The sequence below is a fragment of the Variovorax sp. PBL-H6 genome (assembly GCF_901827155.1).
Lineage (GTDB): Bacteria > Pseudomonadota > Gammaproteobacteria > Burkholderiales > Burkholderiaceae_C > Variovorax.
On sequence record NZ_LR594659.1, the window covers coordinates 5,574,380 to 5,593,915 of the forward strand.

General features: G+C 66.0%; 18 protein-coding genes and 1 pseudogene. 7 read left to right on the forward strand and 12 right to left on the reverse strand.

Annotation, left to right across the window (positions count from 1 at the left end):
• The first annotated feature begins 60 nt into the window (after positions 1 to 60).
• Complete coding sequence (gene fur, locus G3W89_RS26285; protein ID WP_068681825.1) at positions 61 to 480, forward strand: ferric iron uptake transcriptional regulator; 420 nt, start codon at positions 61 to 63, stop codon at positions 478 to 480.
• 53 nt (positions 481 to 533) lie between these two features.
• On the opposite strand, the gene hprK is transcribed toward fur, so the two are convergent.
• From hprK to G3W89_RS26305, 4 genes are all read right to left on the reverse strand, one after another.
• A complete protein-coding gene (hprK, locus tag G3W89_RS26290) occupies positions 534 to 1,493 on the reverse strand; it encodes an HPr(Ser) kinase/phosphatase (RefSeq protein WP_162576903.1) in 960 nt (319 codons plus the stop codon).
• Positions 1,494 to 1,527: 34 nt separating this feature from the next.
• Entirely contained in the window at positions 1,528 to 1,995 is a 468-nt protein-coding gene (locus G3W89_RS26295) for a PTS sugar transporter subunit IIA (RefSeq protein WP_068681828.1), read from the reverse strand.
• Between the two features lie 93 nt (positions 1,996 to 2,088).
• Complete coding sequence (gene hpf, locus G3W89_RS26300) at positions 2,089 to 2,418, reverse strand: ribosome hibernation-promoting factor, HPF/YfiA family (protein WP_162576904.1); 330 nt, start codon at positions 2,416 to 2,418, stop codon at positions 2,089 to 2,091.
• Positions 2,419 to 2,663: 245 nt separating this feature from the next.
• The gene (locus G3W89_RS26305) at positions 2,664 to 4,763 is read right to left on the reverse strand and encodes an ATP-dependent helicase (RefSeq protein ID WP_162576905.1); all 2,100 of its coding nucleotides are present in this window, start codon (positions 4,761 to 4,763) and stop codon (positions 2,664 to 2,666) included.
• A 209-nt stretch (positions 4,764 to 4,972) separates the two neighbouring features.
• Here G3W89_RS26305 and corA point away from each other — a divergent pair, with 209 nt between their 5' ends.
• Positions 4,973 to 5,962 carry a magnesium/cobalt transporter CorA gene (gene corA / locus G3W89_RS26310; RefSeq protein ID WP_162576906.1) on the forward strand — a complete coding sequence of 330 codons (990 nt, stop codon included), beginning with the start codon at positions 4,973 to 4,975 and terminating at the stop codon, positions 5,960 to 5,962.
• On the opposite strand, the gene G3W89_RS26315 is transcribed toward corA, so the two are convergent.
• The 6 genes and pseudogenes from G3W89_RS26315 to G3W89_RS26340 all read right to left on the reverse strand — a co-directional run bounded on the left by G3W89_RS26315 (position 5,963) and on the right by G3W89_RS26340 (position 12,983).
• Positions 5,963 to 7,291, reverse strand: coding sequence for an arginine deiminase-related protein (locus tag G3W89_RS26315; protein ID WP_162576907.1), 1,329 nt, complete (start codon positions 7,289 to 7,291; stop codon positions 5,963 to 5,965).
• Positions 7,292 to 7,465: 174 nt separating this feature from the next.
• A complete protein-coding gene (locus G3W89_RS26320; protein WP_162576908.1) occupies positions 7,466 to 8,245 on the reverse strand; it encodes a 5'-methylthioadenosine/adenosylhomocysteine nucleosidase in 780 nt (259 codons plus the stop codon).
• Between the two features lie 11 nt (positions 8,246 to 8,256).
• On the reverse strand, positions 8,257 to 9,933 hold the full coding sequence (locus tag G3W89_RS26325) for a long-chain-fatty-acid--CoA ligase (protein WP_162576909.1): 1,677 nt from the start codon (positions 9,931 to 9,933) through the stop codon (positions 8,257 to 8,259).
• 96 nt (positions 9,934 to 10,029) lie between these two features.
• Positions 10,030 to 11,517, reverse strand: coding sequence for an NAD(P)(+) transhydrogenase (Re/Si-specific) subunit beta (locus G3W89_RS26330; RefSeq protein WP_162572621.1), 1,488 nt, complete (start codon positions 11,515 to 11,517; stop codon positions 10,030 to 10,032).
• A gap of 2 nt (positions 11,518 to 11,519) precedes the next feature.
• Positions 11,520 to 11,849, reverse strand: a complete 330-nt coding sequence (locus G3W89_RS26335; protein WP_162576910.1) for a proton-translocating transhydrogenase family protein — start codon at positions 11,847 to 11,849, stop codon at positions 11,520 to 11,522.
• A gap of 19 nt (positions 11,850 to 11,868) precedes the next feature.
• Positions 11,869 to 12,983 (reverse strand): annotated as a pseudogene (locus tag G3W89_RS26340) (Re/Si-specific NAD(P)(+) transhydrogenase subunit alpha).
• A gap of 236 nt (positions 12,984 to 13,219) precedes the next feature.
• On the opposite strand from G3W89_RS26340, the gene G3W89_RS26345 reads away from it, so the two are divergent.
• Genes G3W89_RS26345 through G3W89_RS26355 form a run of 3 tightly spaced genes read left to right on the forward strand, consistent with a single transcriptional unit; the run spans position 13,220 to position 14,889 of the window.
• Positions 13,220 to 13,936: a response regulator transcription factor gene (locus G3W89_RS26345; protein WP_232076760.1), complete on the forward strand. Its 717-nt coding sequence runs from the start codon at positions 13,220 to 13,222 to the stop codon at positions 13,934 to 13,936.
• 22 nt (positions 13,937 to 13,958) lie between these two features.
• Positions 13,959 to 14,393 (forward strand): DUF4019 domain-containing protein, encoded by a 435-nt coding sequence (locus tag G3W89_RS26350; RefSeq protein WP_162576912.1) that lies wholly within the window; start codon positions 13,959 to 13,961, stop codon positions 14,391 to 14,393.
• A 10-nt stretch (positions 14,394 to 14,403) separates the two neighbouring features.
• A complete protein-coding gene (locus G3W89_RS26355; RefSeq protein WP_174258292.1) occupies positions 14,404 to 14,889 on the forward strand; it encodes an NUDIX hydrolase in 486 nt (161 codons plus the stop codon).
• Positions 14,890 to 14,952: 63 nt separating this feature from the next.
• Here the strand turns inward: G3W89_RS26355 and mnmA are convergent, their stop codons facing one another.
• Positions 14,953 to 16,062: a tRNA 2-thiouridine(34) synthase MnmA gene (mnmA, locus tag G3W89_RS26360; protein WP_162576913.1), complete on the reverse strand. Its 1,110-nt coding sequence runs from the start codon at positions 16,060 to 16,062 to the stop codon at positions 14,953 to 14,955.
• Positions 16,063 to 16,246: 184 nt separating this feature from the next.
• On the opposite strand from mnmA, the gene G3W89_RS26365 reads away from it, so the two are divergent.
• Positions 16,247 to 17,851, forward strand: a complete 1,605-nt coding sequence (locus G3W89_RS26365) for a WS/DGAT/MGAT family O-acyltransferase (protein ID WP_162576914.1) — start codon at positions 16,247 to 16,249, stop codon at positions 17,849 to 17,851.
• A 129-nt stretch (positions 17,852 to 17,980) separates the two neighbouring features.
• On the opposite strand, the gene G3W89_RS26370 is transcribed toward G3W89_RS26365, so the two are convergent.
• Entirely contained in the window at positions 17,981 to 18,961 is a 981-nt protein-coding gene (locus tag G3W89_RS26370; RefSeq protein WP_162576915.1) for an LLM class flavin-dependent oxidoreductase, read from the reverse strand.
• A 103-nt stretch (positions 18,962 to 19,064) separates the two neighbouring features.
• Between G3W89_RS26370 and G3W89_RS26375 the strand changes: the two genes are divergently transcribed.
• On the forward strand, positions 19,065 to 19,529 hold the full coding sequence (locus G3W89_RS26375; protein ID WP_162576916.1) for an EVE domain-containing protein: 465 nt from the start codon (positions 19,065 to 19,067) through the stop codon (positions 19,527 to 19,529).
• The last annotated feature ends 7 nt before the right edge of the window (positions 19,530 to 19,536 follow it).

Consider the following 19,536-nt stretch of genomic DNA (forward strand, 5'->3'; position numbering starts at 1 on the left):
CGAGCCATTGTAGCGGCTGGCCCTCCGAGGGCCTCTCGAGGGACGGGCGCAGGAATGACCATGGGCAACATCGACGAACTCAAGAACACCGGCCTCAAGGCCACGCTGCCGCGCCTCAAGATACTCGAGATCTTCCAGAATGGCGGGCAGCGCCACATGACGGCCGAAGACGTGTTCCGGGTGTTGCTCAACGAGCATTCCGACATCGGCCTGGCGACCGTCTACCGTGTGCTCACGCAGTTCGAGCAGGCCGGCATTCTCGAGCGCAGCCACTTCGAGAGCGGCAAGGCGGTCTACGAGCTCAACGAGGGCAAGCACCACGACCACCTGATTTGCACCGGATGCGGCAAAGTGGAAGAGTTCTATGACGCCGAGATCGAGCGCCGCCAGCAGATGATCTCGAAGGACAAGGGCTGGATCCTGCAGGACCACGCCATGTCGCTCTACGGGCTCTGTGCCGACTGCACGAGCAAGCGCTAGGGCCGCTGCGGGCGCTGGGCCGAGCCCCAAGGACCGGTCCCCGCCCTTCCTCTCTAATCGTCGTCCCGCGCGCCTTCCATGGCCTTGTGGTGCCGGGCCACGAAGTCGGCATAGGTATCGATGCCACGCAACTGGAGGATGGAATTGCGCACCGCCGCTTCCACCAGCACCGCGATGTTGCGGCCGGCGACGACCTGGATGATCACCTTGCGCACGGGGATACCCAGCACGTCCTGGGTCAGCGGCGCCGAGGGCATGCGCTCGTAGTCGCGCTCGAAGCTGTCGCGGCGAACCAGGTGCACGATCAGCTTGAGCCGCATTTTCCGGCGTACCGCCGTCTCGCCGAAGATGGCGCGGATGTCCAACAGGCCGATGCCGCGCACTTCCAGCAGGTTCTGCAGCAGCTCGGGGCAGCGCCCTTCGAGCGTGGTCTGGTTGATGCGGTAGAGGTCGACGGCGTCGTCGGCGACCAGCCCGTTGCCGCGCGAGATCAGCTCCAGGCCCAGCTCGCTCTTGCCCAGGCCCGACTCGCCCGTGATCATCACGCCGAGGCCGAGGATGTCCATGAACACGCCGTGCATCGAGGTGCGTTCGGCGAAATGCTTGGACAGGTAGGCGCGCAGCAGGTCGATCACGAAGGCCGAGGATTCACGGGTCGCGAACAGGGGCAGCTGCGCACGCTCGCAGATCGACAGCAGCTGATCCGGCGCTGCCTGGCCATCGGCCAGCACCAGCATGGGCGGCTCCAGCGTCACGATGCGGGCAATACGCCGCACGCAATCCTCGGGTGAGCCGCGCATGAGATAGGCCACTTCGCGCGCGCCGAGGATCTGCACGCGGTAGGGATGGATGTAGTTGAGGTAGCCGACCAGGTCGGCGGCCGATTGGGCCCGGCTGATGACGCCGGGGTCGAACTGGCGCTCCGAGGCACCCAGGCCCGCAAGCCACTCCCAGCGCAAGGAGCCGCGAAACTCCTCGAACATCGCATCGGCGCTGATGACGGTCGGCTTCATGCGCCAGACGCCGGGCGGAAGATGACGCTGCGCTTCAAGCGACCTGGGCCGATTGCCATCCTGCGATCAGGGCATGCAGCTGCGCCGCGTCGTTGCTCGACTTGATCTGCTCGCGCAGGCCGGCATCGCTCAGGAGCTCGGCGATCTCGGAAAGTATTTCCAGATGTTTCTGGGTCGCCGCTTCGGGCACCAGAAGGAAGATCAGCAGCACCACGGGCTGCTCGTCGGGCGCGTCGAAGCCGATCGGGTTGGCGAGCTGGAACACGGCGGCCATCGGGGACTTCAGGCCCTTGATGCGGCCGTGCGGGATGGCCACGCCATGCCCCAGGCCGGTGGAGCCCAGCCGCTCACGGGCAAACAGGCTGTCGGTGATGAGGGCGCGGCCAAGGCCGTGCAGGTTTTCAAACAGCAAGCCCGCTTCTTCGAAAGCTCGTTTCTTGCTGGTGGCGTCAACGCTCACAAGCACTTGAGCGGGCGGCAGGATGGACGCGAGTCGGTTCATGTTGAGGCGGGGCGGGGGCGATTATGCACCCGCACCGCAAAAAGCAAAGAGCCGCCCGAAGGCGGCCCGCAAGAGTGTTTGCCCGAAGAGGCACTACATCACGCGCTTCGGCGCAGCGTGGTAGTGGTCCTTCAGGCACTCCTTGTGGCGTACGACCTGGCGGTCGAGCTTGTCGACCAGCTCGTCGACCGCGGCATAGAGATCAGCGTGGCTCGATTCGGCGAACATGTCACTGCCCTTGACGTGAATATTGCATTCGGCCCGCTGGCGCCTTTCTTTTTCCTTCTGCTTTTCCACCGTGAGGATCACCTTCACATCGACCACCTGGTCGAAGTGCCGGGTGATCCGGTCCAGCTTGCTCGTGACGTAGCTGCGAAGCGCGGGGGTGACGTCGAGGTGGTGACCGCTGATCGTCAGATTCATGAATGACCTCCTGGAATTGACGGTTGGGAAAATGGCCTTGCTTCAAGAAACTGAAGCCTGGCCGGCGAAAAAAAGAGGGGGAGGGGAAGGGACGGGAACGAAGGGAAGGACGAGAAGACGGCGTCGGTTCACTATGCCCATGCTGTCATCGAATTGCAATCCCTCTTGGCGCAAACCCCCCGAGGCCTTTGTGGTCAAGGCCCCGGTGCTATCAATTATGTAGTTCTAAAGACCGCGCGCCGTGCTCAGCGCCACGCGGCGCGCAGGCGCTTGCGCAAGTCGATGACCGCCGCCGGCGGTGGCACCGCGGGGGCTGGGTCGGGCGCCGGCGGCCAGGTGATCTGCTCGAAACTCCGGGCTTCGGCCGCCGAGATGAAGCGCGTGCGGCCGGCGTAGAGATGGCGATCCCCGCGCACTGCCTGCTGGGTGACGTAGAAGCGCTGCGGCACGATCAGGTGCAGGTGGTCGCGCGCACGCGTCATGGCCACGTAGAGCAGGCGCCGCTCCTCCTCCAGTTCCTGGGCGCCCTGCGCGACGTCGGCGGGAATGCAGCCGTCGACGACGTTGAGCACGTGCACGGAGCGCCACTCCTGCCCTTTCGCCGAATGGATGGTGGAGAGGATCAGGTAGTCCTCGTCGAGCAAGGGCGGACCGGGCCGGTCGCTGGTGGCCTCGGGCGGATCGAGCGTGAGCTCGGTCAGGAAGCGCTCGCGCGAGGCATAGCCGGACGCCAGGCGGGCCAGCTGCTCGATGTCGCCACGGCGCAATCCGGCATCGTCATGCAAGCGCTCCAGGTGCGGCAGGTACCAGCGCAGCGCGAGCTCCATGTCGGCTGGCCAGGCGAGTTCGGGGGCACGCAGTTGCACATAGATCTCAGCGAAGCGCGCCCACTCCTCCTTCGCGGCGGCGGGTGGCTGGAAGGCCTGCACCACGGCAGCCGGATCGTCCGCCACGGCCATGGCATCGAGCAGCCGCGTCGAGGTGGCGGGCCCGATTCCCGGAATCAGCTGGGTGACGCGAAAGCCCGCCATGCGCCCGCGCGGGTTCTGCGCGAAACGCAGGACCGCCAGCAAATCCTTCACATGTGCGGCCTCCAGAAACTTGAGGCCGCCGTACTTGACGAACGGGATGTTGCGCCGCGCCAACTCGAGTTCGAGAGCCGCGCTGTGGCTCGAAGTGCGGAACAGGACTGCCTGCGACTTGAGGGCCAGCCCGCCTTCGCGGTGTGCCAGCACGCGCTCCGCTACGAAGCGGGCCTGCTGGGCCTCGTCGGGGACCAGCACGAGTTGCGGCCTACCCATCGAAGGCTTGTCGGTCCACAGCGTCTTGGCATGGCGCTCGGCTGCCGCTGCGATCACGGCATTGGAGACGTCGAGGATCGGCTGTGTCGATCGGTAATTGCGCTCCAATGTGACGATTCGCGCCGGCTGCTTGAACTGGCCCGGAAAGTCGAGGATGTTGCGCACCGTTGCGCCGCGAAAGGAATAGATCGCCTGGGCATCGTCGCCCACCACGGTGAGGCCGCAGCCGTCGGGCTTGAGGGCGCGCAGGATGGCGGACTGCAGCAGGTTGGTGTCCTGGTACTCGTCGACCAGCACGTGGTCGAAGCGCCCGCCCACCTGCGCCGCAAGCGAGGGCTCGGCCACCATCTCGGCCCAGTACAGCAGCAGGTCGTCGTAGTCGAGCACCTGCTGGGCCTGCTTGGCCTCGACGTAGGCGCCGAACAGGCGTTTGAGCTCGGCCTCCCATTCGGCGCACCAGGGGAAGGACTGGGCCAGAACCTGTGCAAGCGGCGCGCCGCCGTTGACGGTGCGCGAGTAGATCGCCAGGCAGGTGCTCTTGCGTGGAAAGCGCCGCTCCATTGAGGCCAGGCCGATGTCGCTGCGCACCAGGCCCATCAGGTCCTCGGCATCGCCGCGGTCGTGGATGGTGAAGCTGGCGTCCAGGCCGATCTGCGCCGCATGGTCGCGCAGCAGCCGGGCGCCAATGCCGTGGAAGGTGCCGGCCCAGGGCAAGGATGGCGGCGCCTCCGAGCGCAGTCCGAGCACCTTCGCCAGCACCTGGCCGGCGCGCCGCTCCATCTCTTGCGCGGCGCGGCGTGAAAAGCTCAGCAGCAGGATGCGCTGCGGATCGGCGCCGCGCGCGATCAGGTGGGCCACGCGGTGCGCCAGCGTGCTGGTCTTGCCGGAGCCGGCGCCGGCGATCACGAGCAGCGGCCTCGGGTCGGGCGACGCTTCCTCGGCCCCGTGCTCGACGGCCGCTCTCTGCGCCTCGTTCAGTTCGGCGAGCACTGCGGCAAGACGCTCTTCCTGGCGCAGGGGGACGGGGATGGCGGCGCTGGACATCGAGCGCGACTTTACTGGATATCCATCCAGACCCACGCAGGAAAATGCAAGAGGCCGGTGACATAATCGCGCCTCGCTGCAACCGGAGACTTCGAATGGACACCGTTCCGCCTCGGCAGCTTTCAACTCCCCCGTGATGTGTCGTTGGCCAGGGATTGAAAGCGCCCCCTGCCCCTCGCCAACGCCACAACACCACCCGGGAGTGAGCCATGCTCAACATCTTCACGCTCGCCAACGGCCGTCTCGTCCAGGAAGAGATCGAAGCGCTCGAGGAACTTTCGAAGTTCCAGCCCATCTGGGTCGACCTCGAATCGCCCACGCTGGAGGAGAAGCGCTGGATCAAGCAGTACTACGGCCTGTCCATCCCCGAAGATGCGATGGACGAGGACATCGAGGAGTCGGCGCGCTTCTACGAGGAAGACAACGGCGAGCTGCACGTGCGCAGCGACTTCCTGATCGATGACGACGAGAACCCGCGCACGGTGCGCGTGGCCTTCATCCTGAACCAGCACAACGCCGAACTGCGCAGCCGCGGCGTGCTGTTCTCGATTCATGACGAAGATGTGCCGGTGTTTCGTCTGCTGCGCATGCGCGCGCGCCGTGCGCCCGGACTGATCGAGGACGCCAAGGAAGTGCTGCTCAAGCTCTTCGACGCCGATGCCGAGTACTCCGCCGACTCGCTGGAAAACATCTACGACGAGCTGGAAGTCGCTGGCAAGAAGGTGCTCGAAGGCAACGTGAGCGACGAGCTTGCCGGCGAGGTGCTGGGCGCAATCGCGCGCCAGGAAGACCTGAACGGCCGCATCCGCCGCAACGTGATGGACACGCGCCGCGCCGTGAGCTTCATGATGCGCAGCCGCATGCTCAATGCCGAGCAGTTCGAGGAAGCGCGGCAGATCCTGCGCGACATCGAATCGCTGGACAACCACACGGCCTTCCTGTTCGACAAGATCAACTTCCTGATGGACGCCACCGTCGGCTTCATCAACATCAACCAGAACAAGACCATCAAGATCTTCTCGGTGGCCAGCGTGGCCCTGCTGCCACCGACGCTGATCGCGAGCATCTACGGCATGAACCTGCAGTTCCCCGAGCTGCACTTTCTCGGCAGCGCCGGCTATCCCTACGTTCTGGGATTGATGGCAGCCAGCGCGCTGGTGCCGATGTGGTACTTCCGCCGGCGCGGCTGGCTCAAGTAACTACAGTTCTTTCTTCTGCGGGGCGGTCTTGGCTTTCGGGCGCCGAAGACTCACCGTGATGCAATGGAGGCCGTAGGGCGGGATATGGTCGATAGCGGGATGGCCAAGCACTTTGTCACCTGCCGGCAGGATCGGCGTCACATGATGCTTCTCCAGTTGTTCTCTCAGTCCCTTGCTGGCGGCCTTGCTGGAGAAGAGTATCTTGCCTGAACGGTCATCCATCGAAAGGGAGTTGGCTACCAGGTTCCTCTGGTCCTCTTCCGAGATTTCGATGACTTTGTAGCCCAGCGCGCCAAGCGCTTGCAAGACATCCTCGCGCCCCATCCTGCCTTGCGAGGCCTTTTCCCTGATGCATGGCTTGTAAACCAGCGCGATGGGCTCACCGCGGACATTGGTCATCGCGTGGAAGGCGAGATCCAAGTCATAGCAAGCGAGCTGCCCATGCGAATTGAGGCGCTCTGCGTTCAGCTCGAGATGAATCACATTGGCGGGATTTCCGAAGACTCTTGTCAGCTCTCGCTTCATCTTGGGGCTGATGATGGATGCCCGATCGCCATCGGCCATGACCAGAAGGTCGTCATCGGGCCTGAACGCACAGTTGGCGAGGTTGGCTTCGCTCTCAAGGCGCCGGTACTCGATCCCCTCTTTCTTGAAGTAGGCCTCTGCGCTGTCTCGCAGCGGACCGTAGCGAATGTCGCTCGACGAAATGCCCGAGGTGAGCATCTCGTACGGTCCTTCGGCGACCACATTTCTGATGAACGGTGTGGCTCCGGTGCTGGGCATGACATGGACGTTCTCCTTGCCCGCGAGTCTTCCGAGCGAACGCACCACATCCTTGTGCGTAGACGCCTCGGTCTGCTGCTCCCTTGGTGATTGGTAGTCCCTAAAGTCGAACTCCGGCACCAGGATGCCCCCCTGGCCCAGCGGCTCTGCCTTGCCCGCACCTTGGGCCGAATCATCGAGGGTGGCACCGACAACGGGCAGCAGATTGACAGCCGGCACGCTTTGCCAAAGCCAATCCGCACCTTGACAGACCAGCGTCCACAAATCGGCATTTGTCGTGTCGGCTTTGGGAAGCGGCTCAATTGTGATGCCGGCCTCTGACTGTCCCTTCTTGATGCGCCTCACCCTTCGTTCAAGGTCGTGCTGCGTCGGCTTGTGCCGACGCGACAGCACGATGCCACGAAGTCGAGTGGTGCCGCCGGATTGCTGCGCTTTGCGGGGCCCGGAAATGTCTGCGCCAACGTTCGAGGCCGGAGGAGGCGTTGATTCGAAGCGTGTCGGGCTAAAGTGCGGGTTGAAAACCAGGTTAGTGCTTGTTCCGTTCATTGCCGTTCTTCCTTGAACGCGCTTCGCCACCGCGTCGGGATGTACGGCATGCGCTCTAGCGCAAGAGGCACCGATGAGTCACCTCGAATTGCGCCGAGTTCCATCCTCGGGCCGCAAATTCGCCGATCGGCTTGGCCGTCGACTGCCGGTACGCCGGCGCTCCATGCGGTCCTTCTACAGCGACTGCCGTGGCGCGCGCGCCAGAGTGCCAAGCCAGCCGTTCATCAGTGCGAGGCTGTATCGGCTCGCGACCGCCGCCACAAAGCGCAGGAAATCGACATGCGCCGCATCATCGGCGCGATCCGAGATGGTTCGCACCGCGGCGAAGGGGATGCGGTAGTCATGGCAGACCTGCGCCACCGCGGCGCCTTCCATCTCGCAGGCCAGCGCGTCCGGCAGGTCACGGCGCAGCGCCTCGCTGTCGGCCGCGCGGGCGATGAAGCGATCGCCGCTCACCACCAGGCCGCGGTGCAGGCGCGGCGCGTGCAGGCCGAAGTCGTCGACCACCTGCTGGCCGAGCAACTCGACCGGATCGCCCAGGAGCCGCTCGGCCACCGTCGCCAGCGCATCGCTGATGCCGGTGTCGGTCGCGAAGCGCGCATGCCCGGTCAGGGGCACCTCGTAGCGCGGAAAGATCGGCGATGCGTCCAGGTCGTGCTGCAGCAGCCGACTCGCCACCACCACGTCGCCCACCCGCACGCCGGGCGCCAGTCCGCCGGCCACGCCGGTGAAGACGATGGCACGCACGCCGAAGCGTTCGAGCAGCACGGTGGCGGTCGTGGCCGCGGCGACCTTGCCGATGCGCGACAGCACCGCGACCACCGGCTGGCCTTGCAGATGCCCGACCCAGAAATCGCGGCCGGCGATGCGCACGCGCTGCTCGTCGGGCATGGCGGCGAGCAGCGCTCCGAGCTCCTCCTGCATGGCTGCCACGATCGCGACCGGCGCCCCCATGAGATGCTCCGCTATTTCTTGTCGCGCAGCTCGCGACGCAGGATCTTGCCCACCGGCGTCTTCGGCAGCTCGGCGCGGAACTCGATCAACCTGGGCTGCTTGTAGCCGGTGAGGTTGGCACGGCAGAACTCGCGCACCTGGGCTTCGGTGAGCTCCGGGCTCTTCTTCACGATCACCAGCTTGACCGCCTCTCCGGTCTTCTCGTCGGCGATGCCTACGGCCGCGCACTCGAGCACGCCCGGGATCTGCGCCACGACGTCCTCGATCTCGTTGGGGTACACGTTGAAGCCGGAGACCAGGATCATGTCCTTCTTGCGATCGACGATTTTGAAGAATCCACGCTCGTCGACCACGCCCACGTCGCCCGACTTGAAGTAGCCGTCTGCCGTCATGACCTTGGCCGTCTCGTCGGGGCGCTGCCAGTAGCCGGCCATCACCTGCGGGCCCTTGATCGCGATCTCGCCGGGTTGCCCGGCCGGCACTTCCTGGCCGTCGTCGTCCAGGAGCTTCAGGTAGGTGCTCGGCAGCGGCACGCCGATGGTGCCGGTGTACGCGGTGCTGGTGGTCGGGTTGCAGGTGGCAGACGGCGAGGTCTCCGAGAGGCCGTAGCCCTCGCAGATCGGGCAGCCGGTCTTCTCGAGCCAGAGCTTGGCGACCGCGCCCTGCACCGCCATGCCGCCGCCGACGGAGACCTTGAGGTTCTTCCAGTTGACGGTGTTGAAGTCCGGGTGGTTGGCCAGCCCATTGAAGAGTGTGTTGACCGCCGGGAAGCTGTGGAAGGTGTGCTTGGACAGCTCCTTGAGCACGGCCGGGATGTCTCGCGGATTCGGAATCAGGATCAGCTTGCCGCCAGTGCGCATGGACAGCATCATGTTCACGGTGAAGGCGAAGATGTGATAGAGCGGCAGCGCGCACACGCTGGTCGGCTGCTCGCCGGCCGGCACCTTCTGCATGACCGGATCGTTCCAGGCCTCGGACTGCAGCACGTTGGCGATCACGTTCCGGTGCAGCAGCACCGCGCCCTTCGAGACGCCGGTGGTGCCGCCGGTGTATTGCAGCACCGCAACGTCATCGGGTCCGATGGCCGCCGTCTGCAGCGTGCGCCCCTTCCCCTTGTCCAGCGCGTCGTTGAAGCGCACGGCGCCAGGCAGGCTGTACGCGGGCACCATCTTCTTGACGTTGCGCACCACGTAGTTGACCAGCGCGCCCTTGAGCAGGCCGAGCCTGTCGCCCATGCCGCTCAGCATCACGTGCTTGACCGGCGTGGCACCGATGCACTGCTGCAACGTGTGGCCGAAGTTCTCCATGATCACGATCGCCTTGGAGCCCGAGTCCTTGAGCTGATGCTCCAGCTCGCGCGGCGTGTAGAGCGGGTTCACGTTCACCAGGATCAGGCCGGCGCGCAGGATGCCGCAGACCGCGATGGGGTACTGCAGGCAGTTGGGCATCATCACAGCGACGCGATCGCCCTTGGCCAGGCCCAGGCCCTGCAGGTAGCTGGCGAAGGCGCGGCTCAGCTTGTCGACCTCGCCGTAGCCCATGTCCTTGCCCATGAAGCTGTAGGCCGTGCGATCTGCGAACTTCGAGAAGCTCTCCTCCATGAGCGCAACCAGCGAGGGGTAGTGCGAAGCGTCGATGTCGGCCGGTACGCCTTGCGGGTAGCTGCTGAGCCAGGGACGGTCTGTCATCGATATGTCTCCTCAACGATTTTTTTGGATTCTGGTTACGGAAACGCCGCCCGGCCTTCTCGGCTCGGGCGGCGTGCACACGGTGCGCCGCCACTCTTACTCGATCGCCTTGCCCATGTCCTCGACCACCTTCTTGGCGTCGCCGAAGACCATCATGGTCTTGTCCATGTAGAACAGCTCGTTGTCCAGCCCGGCATAACCCGCGGCCATCGAGCGCTTGTTCACGATCACCGTCTTGGCCTTGTACGCCTCCAGGATCGGCATGCCGTAGATCGGCGTGCCCTTGGTGAGCGCAGCAGGGTTCACCACGTCGTTGGCCCCCAGGATGATCGCCACGTCGGCCTGCGCGAACTCGCCGTTGATGTCCTCCATCTCGAACACCTGGTCGTAGGGCACCTCGGCCTCGGCCAGCAGCACGTTCATGTGCCCCGGCATGCGCCCGGCCACCGGGTGGATCGCGTACTTCACCGTCACGCCCTTCTCGGTGAGCTTTTGCGCCAGCTCGTTGACCGCGTGCTGCGCACGCGCCACCGCCAGGCCGTAGCCCGGCACGATGATCACCGTCTCGGCGTTGGAGAGCATGTAGGCCGCATCGTCCGCACTGCCGCTCTTGACCGGGCGCTGCTCCTTGGCTGCGCCGGTGGCAGCCGTCGCCTCGCCGCCGAAGCCGCCCAGGATCACGTTGAAGAACGAGCGGTTCATCGCCTTGCACATGATGTAGCTCAGGATCGCGCCGGAGCTGCCCACCAACGAGCCGGCCACGATGAGCATCGCGTTGTTCAAGCTGAAGCCGATGCCCGCGGCCGCCCAGCCCGAGTAGCTGTTGAGCATCGAGACCACCACCGGCATGTCCGCCCCGCCGATCGGGATGATGATCAGCACGCCCATCACGAAGGCCAGCAGCAGCATCAGGAAGAAGGCGCTCCAGCTCTCGGTGGCCATGTAGACCAGCCCGAGCCCGATGGTCAGCAGCCCGAGCACCAGGTTGAGCATGTGCTGGCCCTTGAACTGCACCGGTGCGCCCTGGAACAGGCGGAACTTGTACTTGCCCGAGAGCTTGCCGAAGGCGATGACGGAGCCGCTGAAGGTGATGGCACCGATGGCGGCACCCAGGAAGAGCTCGAGGCGGTTGCCCGCGGGAATGGCGAAGCGCGCGAAGCCGTCGACCAGGTACGCGCCTTCGGGGGTGTTGGCGCCGAGGACCGCGGCGACCGGAGGCGGCGTGATGCCGAAGGCCCAGGGCTCGACCACGGCGGCCACTGCGATGAAGACGGCCGCCAGGCCGATCATGCTGTGGAAGAAGGCCACCAGCTCGGGCATCTGGGTCATCTCGACGGTCTTGGCGCGCCAGGCGCCGTAGCCGCCGCCCACGACCAGGCCCAGCAGCACCCAGGCCATGCCCTGGCCCTTGCCGCCGGCGAGCTGCACGATCAGCGCGGCGGTGGTGAGGATGGCGATGGTCATGCCCGCCATGCCGAAGAGGTTGCCGCGGATGGAGGTGGTGGGATGGCTCAGGCCCTTGAGGGCCTGGATGAAGCAGACGCTGGCGACCAGGTACAGCAGGGTGACGATGTTCATCGACATGGTCAGTGGCCCCCCGCCTTGGCGGCTGCGGGGGCGGCCTTCTTGTCCTTCTTCCTGAACATCTCGAGCATGCGCCGGGTGACGAGGAAGCCGCCGAAGACGTTGACCGCGGCGAGCGCCACGGCCAGCACGCCCATGCCCTTGCCCAGCCAGCTGGTGGTGAGGGCGGCTGCGAGCATGGCGCCGACGATGACGATGGCGGAGATGGCGTTGGTCACGGCCATCAGGGGGGTGTGCAGCGCGGGGGTGACGGTCCAGACGACGTGGTAGCCCACGTAGATGGCGAGCACGAAGATGATCAGGTTGATGACGGTGTGGGAGACGGGGTCCATGGGCTGTGCTTCCTCGTTCTTACTTGCGGGTCACTTGGCCGTCCCTGCTCATGAGGCAGGCGGCGACGATGTCGTCTTCGAGGTCGATCTTGAAGCCGCCCTCCTTGGGGAGCACGAGCTTGAGGAAGTCGAGGACGTTGCGCGCGTAGAGCGAGGAGGCGTCGGCGGCCACGAGGGCGGGCAGGTTGGTCTCGCCCACGAGCGTGACGCCGTGCTTGACGACGGTGCGCCCGGGCTCGGTCAGGGGGCAGTTGCCGCCTTGGGGGCGGCGAGGTCGACGACGACGCTGCCGGGCTTCATGGCCTTGACCATGTCCTCGGTGACGAGCACGGGGGCGGGGCGGCCGGGGATGAGCGCGGTGGTGATGACGATGTCGGCCTGGGCGACGCGCTTGGCCACTTCGATCTTCTGCCGGTCGAGCCAGCTCTGGGGCATGGGCTTGGCGTAGCCGCCGACGCCCTGGGCAGCTTCCTTCTCTTCATCGGTGTCGTAGGAGACATCGATGAACTTGGCGCCCAGGGACTCGACCTGCTCCTTGACGGAGGGGCGCACGTCGGAGGCCTCGATGACGGCGCCCAGGCGCTTGGCGGTGGCGATGGCCTGCAGGCCGGCAACGCCGACGCCGAGGATGACGACGCGGGCGGCCTTGACGGTGCCGGCGGCGGTCATGAGCATGGGGAAGAAGCGCTGGTACCTGTCGGCGGCGATGATGACGGCCTTGTAGCCGGCGATGTTGGCCTGGGAGGAGAGCACGTCCATGCTCTGGGCGCGGGTGGTGCGGGGGGCGGCTTCGAGGGCGAAGGCGGTGAGGCCGCCGGCAGCGAGCCTTTGCAGGCCCTCGGGATCGAAGGGGTTGAGCATGCCCACGACGACGGTGCCGGGCTTCATGAGTGCAACCTCGGCCCCGGAGGGGGAGCGCACCTTGAGGACGAGCTCGCAGGCAAAGGCGCCGGGGGCATCGGTGATCTCGGCTCCAGCGCCCTGGTAGGCAGCATCGGTGATGGACGCAGCAACGCCAGCGCCGGACTGCACGCGCACCGTGTGCCCCTGCGCAACAAGCTTCCTGGCCGTCTCCGATGTGACGGCCACTCGGGTTTCGCCGGGCACAGTCTCGGCCGGCACGCCTAGCAGCATGGGGATCTCCTCGGGGAACGTTGGAATTCGCGCCGAGCTTACATGAAGATGACAGCCGCACGGCACCCGCACTGTCGCCGGGGTGCGCGGACCTGCTGGTGCGCCGTCGCCATGCACGCACACCTGCTTTCAATTCGGCACCCGCATCCTGTACAGTGCGATCCGCGCTCGACCGGCGCCCAGAATGGCCGGCAGCGTGGAACAAGAATCTTCAGGGGGAAGCTATGCGAATAGCGATGCTCGACGATGAGCCGCGCGAGATCGAATCGATCCAGCGCATGATGGCGATCAGCGGTTACGAGTGCCACGGCTATGCCAGCGGCAAGTCTTTGCTGCGCGGGCTGCGCGCGCAGCGATACGACCTGCTGGTGCTTGGCTGGCGCCCCCCTGAAGTCGCAGGAATCGCAATGGTCCGGCGCCTGCGCGAGCGCTTCGGCAACCGGCTGCCGCTGCTCCTCACGGCGGGCCCCGAGCACAAGGCCCGACTGACCTCGGCTCTGCTGGCCGGCGCCGACGACTTCATGATCAAGCCCCTGGGCAGTGCCGAACTGCAGGCGCGCGTGCACGCCCTGCTGCGCCGTGCATATCCCACGCGTTTCGAAAGAGAGCTGGACTACGGGCCCTATCACTTCTCCCCGCTCACCGGTACGATCCGCCTGCGCGGGGAACCGGTGCGGTTGAAACAGCGCGAGTACGACCTCGCGTTGCTTCTCTTTCGCAATATCGGTCGACTGCTGCCGCGCGAGTACCTGATGCTGACCGTGTGGGGGAAAGGGCTCGAAACCGGTTCGCGTTCGCTCGACACGCATGTGTCGCGGCTGCGTGCCCAGCTGGATCTGCGCCCCGCCAACGGCATGATCCTGGCCTCCGTCTACGGCCTGGGCTACCGGCTGGAGTACTTCGCCGGCGGCGAGGCCGAGTCGCCGTATCCCACGGCGGGGGCAGCAGAATGATCAACCAAGGAGTGAAGCCGCGATGAAACAGATGTTCCGAACCCTTCTGGCAGTTGTCCTGCTCGGTGGCTGGCTGCAGATCGCCAGTGCACAGGATGCGGAACCGAGCGACCTGGTCCGCGGCGGCCTGCAGGCGATCCAGATGATCGACCAGAACAAGACCGGCGAACTCTGGGACGGCGCCACGCCGGCGGCCCGCAAGCGCGTGAGCCGCGACGACTTCGTGAACCAGGTCGCCAAGGCACGCACCCCGCTGGGCGCCGCGCAGCAACGCACCTGGGTCGCCATCAACCGGCAGGTGGTCGCCGAAAGCAACCAGGAGCTCGCCGGCCAATACGTGAGCATCGAATACGAGACCCGCTTTGCCAACAAGGCGAACGCCACCGTGCGCGAGCTGGTGACCTTCCAGCTGGGCGACGACCGGGTCTGGCGCTTCTCGGGCTACGTATTGCGCTGATGGTGCGCTGATGGCGTTTCGCTGGAAGCCCAACGTCACCGTCGCGGCGGTGATCGAGCGGGCCGGCCGCTTCCTCGTGGTCGAGGAAGAGACGAGCGATGGCCTGCGGTTGAACTCGCCTGCAGGCCACCTGGACCCCGGCGAGTCGCCGGCCGAAGGCTGCGCGCGCGAGACGCTGGAAGAAACCGCGCACCGCTTCACCCCGACTGCGCTGGTGGGCATCTACATGTCGCGCCAGCGCAGCGCCCGCGGCGAGGACACCACCTACATGCGCTTCGCCTTCTGCGGCACGCTGGGGCCTCTCGACCCGGGCCGCGCGCTGGACCACGGCATCGTGCGCACCTTGTGGCTGACGGCCGAGGAGCTGCGAGCGAACCGCGAGCGGCATCGCAGCCCGCTGCTGTTGCAATGCGTGGACGACTATCTGGCGGGGCGCCGCTATCCGCTGGATCTCATCCACGTCCACCCGTCCGTGAACGGCGGCGGCGACGACTGAGCGGCGCATCGCCGCTCCAGCAGCGACTCGCAGCAGAGCAGGCAGCCAGAATTCCGATGAAGGTCAGCCGGCCCGCGAGATGACCCCGCCGCCCAGGCAAACCTCGCGGTCGTAGAGCACGGCCGACTGCCCCGGCGTTACCGCCCATTGGGGCTCGGCAAAGGCAAGACGGAACGCCCCATTGGCGCCCTCGACCAGCGTGCAGCCGGCATCGGCTTGCCGGTAGCGCGACTTCGCCGCATAGACGCCCGCGGACGGCGCCACGCCGGCAACCCAGCTCGCATCGTCGGCGTCCAGCGCAGGCGACTGCAGCCAGGGATGGTCGTGGCCCTGCACCACCCACAGCGTGTTCTTTTCGATGTCCTTGCGCGCAACGAACCAGGGCGCATGCTCGCCGGCGCCCCGCTGCGCGCCTTTGGGCTTGAGGCCACCGATGCCCAAGCCCTGGCGCTGGCCAAGGGTGTAGAAGCTCAGGCCCTGGTGCTCGCCGATGCGCCTGCCTTGCTCGTCCCGGATCGGGCCCGGTTCCTTCGAGATGTAGCGGTTGAGGAATTCCCGGAACGGTCGCTCGCCGATGAAGCAGATGCCGGTCGAGTCCTTCTTCCTGGCGTTGGGCAGCCCGATGTCATCGGCGATGCGGCGTACTTCTGTCTTGTGCAGCTCGCCGACAGGGAACATCGTCTTCGCCAGCTGCTGCTGGTTCAAACGGTGCAGGAAATAGCTCTGGTCCTTCGCCGGATCGAGGCCCTTGAGCAGCTCGTACCGGCCGCTCGCGGCATTGAAGCGCACGCGCGCATAGTGACCGGTGGCAATCTTTTCCGCGCCAAGACGCATCGCATGATCAAGGAAAGCCTTGAACTTGATCTCGGCATTGCACAGCACGTCCGGGTTGGGGGTACGGCCGGCCTGGTACTCGCGCAGGAATTCGGCGAAGACACGGTCCTTGTAGTCGGCCGCGAAGTTGACGTGCTCGATTTCGATGCCCAGCACGTCAGCCACGCTGGCGGCATCGATGAAGTCGATGTTCGACGAACAATATTCGCTGTCGTCGTCGTCCTCCCAGTTCTTCATGAAGATGCCGATCACCTCATGGCCCTGCTGCTTGAGCAGGTGCGCCGTGACCGCGGAGTCGACTCCGCCGCTCAGGCCCACCACGATGCGCTGCTTGTCCATGGGCCGCGATTGTCCCAGCCCGGACATGCCGTTGCCGGTGCGCGGGTAATCACGGGTCGCGCAACGCGGGCCGCCTCTGCAGGTCCTCCCAGTTGAAAGAAGCGGCGCCAAGGTTCACACTGCAACGCCGATCGGAAGCACAACAACGCCGGCGGGCGCCGAGGCGTCCGCCAAGGAGACACGCATGGATCATCTCAGCGGCATGGACGCTTCGTTCCTGCACCTCGAAACCCCCGAATCGCCGATGCACGTCGGAAGCCTGCATCTGATCGACCTTCCGCCCGGCTACGACGGCGATTTCGCCGAGGATGCCAAGAAGTACCTCAGCGGGCGCCTGCACCTCGCCGCAGTGTTCGTGCGCAAGCTGGCGATGATGCCTTTCGACCTGGCCAACCCGGTGTGGGTGGACGACGACGACCTGGACCTGGACCACCATATCCATCACGTGATCATGCCGAGGCCCGGTACCCTGGCGCAGCTGGAGCGCCTCGTGGGGCGGCTGCATTCCTCGCTGCTGGACCGCAGCCGCCCGCTGTGGGAGATGCACATCATCGAGGGTTTGCAGACCGGCCAGGTGGCGCTCTACAGCAAGATGCACCATGCCGCGATCGACGGCCAGGCTGGTGTGGCGGTAGCCAAGGCGCTGTTCGACATCTCCGATACGCCGGCGCCGGTGAAGGCCCCGCGCGTGACGCGCCGGCCCGATGCGTCGCAGCTCGGCATGGCCGAGCTGGCCACGGCCGCGCTGAGCAACGCGGTGCAGCAGTACGTGAAGCTGATCCAGTCGATCCCGGCCACCGCCAAGGCCATCGGCAACGTGCTGATGCCGGTGTCGGAAGGGACCGGCCAGCGCAAGTTCGAGCTGCCCAAAGCATTGCGCACCGCGCCGCGCACGCCGCTCAACGTTTCGATCACCAACCAGCGCTCCTTTGCCGCGCGCTCGGTCCCGCTGGCGGAAGTCAAGCAGATGTCGAAGGCCACCGGCACCAGCCTCAACGACATCGTGCTGGCGATCTGCGCAGGCGCGCTGCGCCGCTACCTGGCTGACTACGGCTGCAAGCCGGCCAAGCCGCTGATCGCAGCCGTGCCGGTGTCGCTGCGCAGCGAGGGCAACACCGACCTCAACAACCAGGTCTCGGTGATGCTGGTGAGCCTGGCCACGGACATCGCCGATCCGCTGGAGCGCCTCGCGGCGATCCACGAATCTTCGAGCGAGGGCAAGAAGCTCACCGGCAATGTCAAAGCCGCGATTCCGACCGATTTCCCCTCGCTGGGCGTGCCCTCGCTGATGTCGGGCCTGGCGTCGCTCTACGGCCGCTCAGGGTTGCCTGACAAGCTGCCGCCGGTCGCCAACGTGGCGATCTCCAACGTGCCGGGGCCTTCCTTCGCACTCTATTTCGCGGGTGCCAAGGTCGCGTCCTACTTCCCGGTTTCGATCCCGGGCCACGGGCTCGCGCTGAACATGACGGTGCAGAGCTACAACGGCGCGCTCGATTTCGGCCTCACCGCCTGCCGCCGCGCGGTGCCGGATGTGACAGACCTGGGTGACTATGTGGTGGCCGAGCACAAGAAGCTGTTCGGGCTGATCGTGGAGAACGCGGCGCAGGCTGCTGCGGCCGCGCCCGTCGAGATGCCGGTTGCTGCCGTTGTGTCGAAGGCTCCCGCGAAGAAGCGGGCGTCACCGAAGGTGGTGGCGAAGAAAAAGGTGACAGCGAACGCCGTGCGCGCTGCAGTACCGAAAGCACCACGCAAGACCCCCGCCTCCAAGCGCGCTGCCGCGCTGAACTGACTTTCCCTTGGACTTGCTCCCTCTCCGTCCGGGAGAGGGTTGGACCGAGGGCACCGGACCTTCGCTCAGATGCAGCGCTTCAACAACCGCCGAGTGCCCCACCCCCGCCCTCTCACAAGGGAGAGGGAATCAATCCCGGACCCCGGCGAGGATCTCGTAGGACCTCAAGCGCGCTTCGTGATCGAACACCTGCGAGGTGATCATCAACTCGTCGGCTCCCGTCCGCTCGATGAAGGCCTTCACGCCTGAGCGCACCGTCTCCTTCGACCCCACCGCCGCACAGGACAGCACCGAGTCGAGCAGCGCGTTCTCCGCCGGCCCGATACGCGCGCGATAGTTCTCCACCGGAGGCGGCAGTTGGCCCGGTCGGCCGCTGCGCAGGTTGACGAAGGCCTGCTGCCAGGAGCTGGAGCGGAACTCGGCTTCCTCGTCTGTCTCTGCCGCGAACACGTTGAAGCCCAGCATCACATGAGGCCGTGCGAGCTGCTTGGAGGGCTTGAAGGTGTCGCGGTAGATGCGGACGGCTTGCATCAGCTGCTGCGGCGCGAAATGCGAGGCGAAGGCATAGGGCAGGCCCAGGTGCGCAGCGAGCTGCGCGCCGAAGGTGCTCGAGCCGAGGATCCACACCGGCACCTCCAGCCCAGCGCCCGGCACCGCCCGCACGGACTGCTGCGGGTCCTTGGACATGAAGTCCATCAACTCGACCACGTCCTGCGGGAACTGGTCTGCATCGGATTGCAGGTCGCGCCGCAAGGCCCGCGAGGTGCGTTGGTCCGAGCCCGGTGCCCGACCCAGCCCAAGGTCGATGCGGCCCGGATAGAGCGACTCCAGCGTGCCGAACTGCTCGGCGATCACCAGCGGTGAATGGTTGGGCAGCATCACGCCGCCGGCGCCGATGCGGATGGTGGAGGTGCCGGCGCCGATATGGGCCAGCAGCACGGCCGTGGCCGCGCTCGCGATGCCGGGCATGCCATGGTGCTCGGCCAGCCAATAGCGTCGGTAGCCCAGCTTCTCCCCGTGCTGCGCCAAGCCGAGGGAGTTGCGGAAGGACTGCGCGGCGTCGCTGCCTTCGGTAATGGGGGAAAGGTCGAGGATGGAGAAGGGCACCATGGTCGCGCATCATGGCGCGATCACGATGATCGTGCTGGCGCAGGCCATTTCCGGGTTCTGATAAAAGGTCGTGCTGTTGCCATCCACCGAAGCAGATGCCGCCATGTCCAAGTTCTGGTTGATGAAGTCCGAACCCGACGATTGCTCGATCGACGACGCGCTGGCCGCGCCCAACGCCACCGTCCCGTGGACCGGCGTGCGCGGCTGGCAGGCGCGCAATCTGATGCGCGACGAGATGCAGGCCGGCGACGGCGTGCTGTTCTATCACTCGAGCTGCGCGCAGCCGGGCATCGTGGGCATTGCGCGCGTGGCCTCCGGCACGCGGCCCGATCCGACGCAGTTCGACCCCGAATCGCCCTATTACGACCCAGCATCGAAGCCTGAGCATCCGCGCTGGCTGCTGCTGGACGTGCAGGCGCTTCGCAAGACCCGGCTGCTGGGGCTGCCGGAGATGCGCGCGACGCCCGAGTTGGCCGACATGGTGGTGCTGCGCAGGGGCAATCGGCTCTCGATCACGCCGGTCGACGCGGTGCATTGGCAGCTGATCGTGGACAGGTTGCTGGCCTGAGCAAGGC

Coding starts and splice junctions, on each gene's coding strand:
- G3W89_RS26375 (WP_162576916.1), top strand. CDS start 19,065: ATGTCCAAGTTCTGGTTGATGAAGTCCGAACCCGACGATTGCTCGATC.
- mnmA (WP_162576913.1), bottom strand. CDS start 16,062: ATGGACAAGCAGCGCATCGTGGTGGGCCTGAGCGGCGGAGTCGACTCC.
- fur (WP_068681825.1), top strand. CDS start 61: ATGGGCAACATCGACGAACTCAAGAACACCGGCCTCAAGGCCACGCTG.
- G3W89_RS26315 (WP_162576907.1), bottom strand. CDS start 7,291: ATGAACGGAACAAGCACTAACCTGGTTTTCAACCCGCACTTTAGCCCG.
- G3W89_RS26320 (WP_162576908.1), bottom strand. CDS start 8,245: ATGGGGGCGCCGGTCGCGATCGTGGCAGCCATGCAGGAGGAGCTCGGA.
- G3W89_RS26305 (WP_162576905.1), bottom strand. CDS start 4,763: ATGTCCAGCGCCGCCATCCCCGTCCCCCTGCGCCAGGAAGAGCGTCTT.
- G3W89_RS26335 (WP_162576910.1), bottom strand. CDS start 11,849: ATGGACCCCGTCTCCCACACCGTCATCAACCTGATCATCTTCGTGCTC.
- G3W89_RS26350 (WP_162576912.1), top strand. CDS start 13,959: ATGAAACAGATGTTCCGAACCCTTCTGGCAGTTGTCCTGCTCGGTGGC.
- hpf (WP_162576904.1), bottom strand. CDS start 2,418: ATGAATCTGACGATCAGCGGTCACCACCTCGACGTCACCCCCGCGCTT.
- hprK (WP_162576903.1), bottom strand. CDS start 1,493: ATGAAGCCGACCGTCATCAGCGCCGATGCGATGTTCGAGGAGTTTCGC.
- G3W89_RS26365 (WP_162576914.1), top strand. CDS start 16,247: ATGGATCATCTCAGCGGCATGGACGCTTCGTTCCTGCACCTCGAAACC.
- G3W89_RS26355 (WP_174258292.1), top strand. CDS start 14,404: ATGGCGTTTCGCTGGAAGCCCAACGTCACCGTCGCGGCGGTGATCGAG.
- G3W89_RS26345 (WP_232076760.1), top strand. CDS start 13,220: ATGCTCGACGATGAGCCGCGCGAGATCGAATCGATCCAGCGCATGATG.
- G3W89_RS26370 (WP_162576915.1), bottom strand. CDS start 18,961: ATGGTGCCCTTCTCCATCCTCGACCTTTCCCCCATTACCGAAGGCAGC.
- corA (WP_162576906.1), top strand. CDS start 4,973: ATGCTCAACATCTTCACGCTCGCCAACGGCCGTCTCGTCCAGGAAGAG.
- G3W89_RS26330 (WP_162572621.1), bottom strand. CDS start 11,517: ATGTCGATGAACATCGTCACCCTGCTGTACCTGGTCGCCAGCGTCTGC.
- G3W89_RS26325 (WP_162576909.1), bottom strand. CDS start 9,933: ATGACAGACCGTCCCTGGCTCAGCAGCTACCCGCAAGGCGTACCGGCC.
- G3W89_RS26295 (WP_068681828.1), bottom strand. CDS start 1,995: ATGAACCGACTCGCGTCCATCCTGCCGCCCGCTCAAGTGCTTGTGAGC.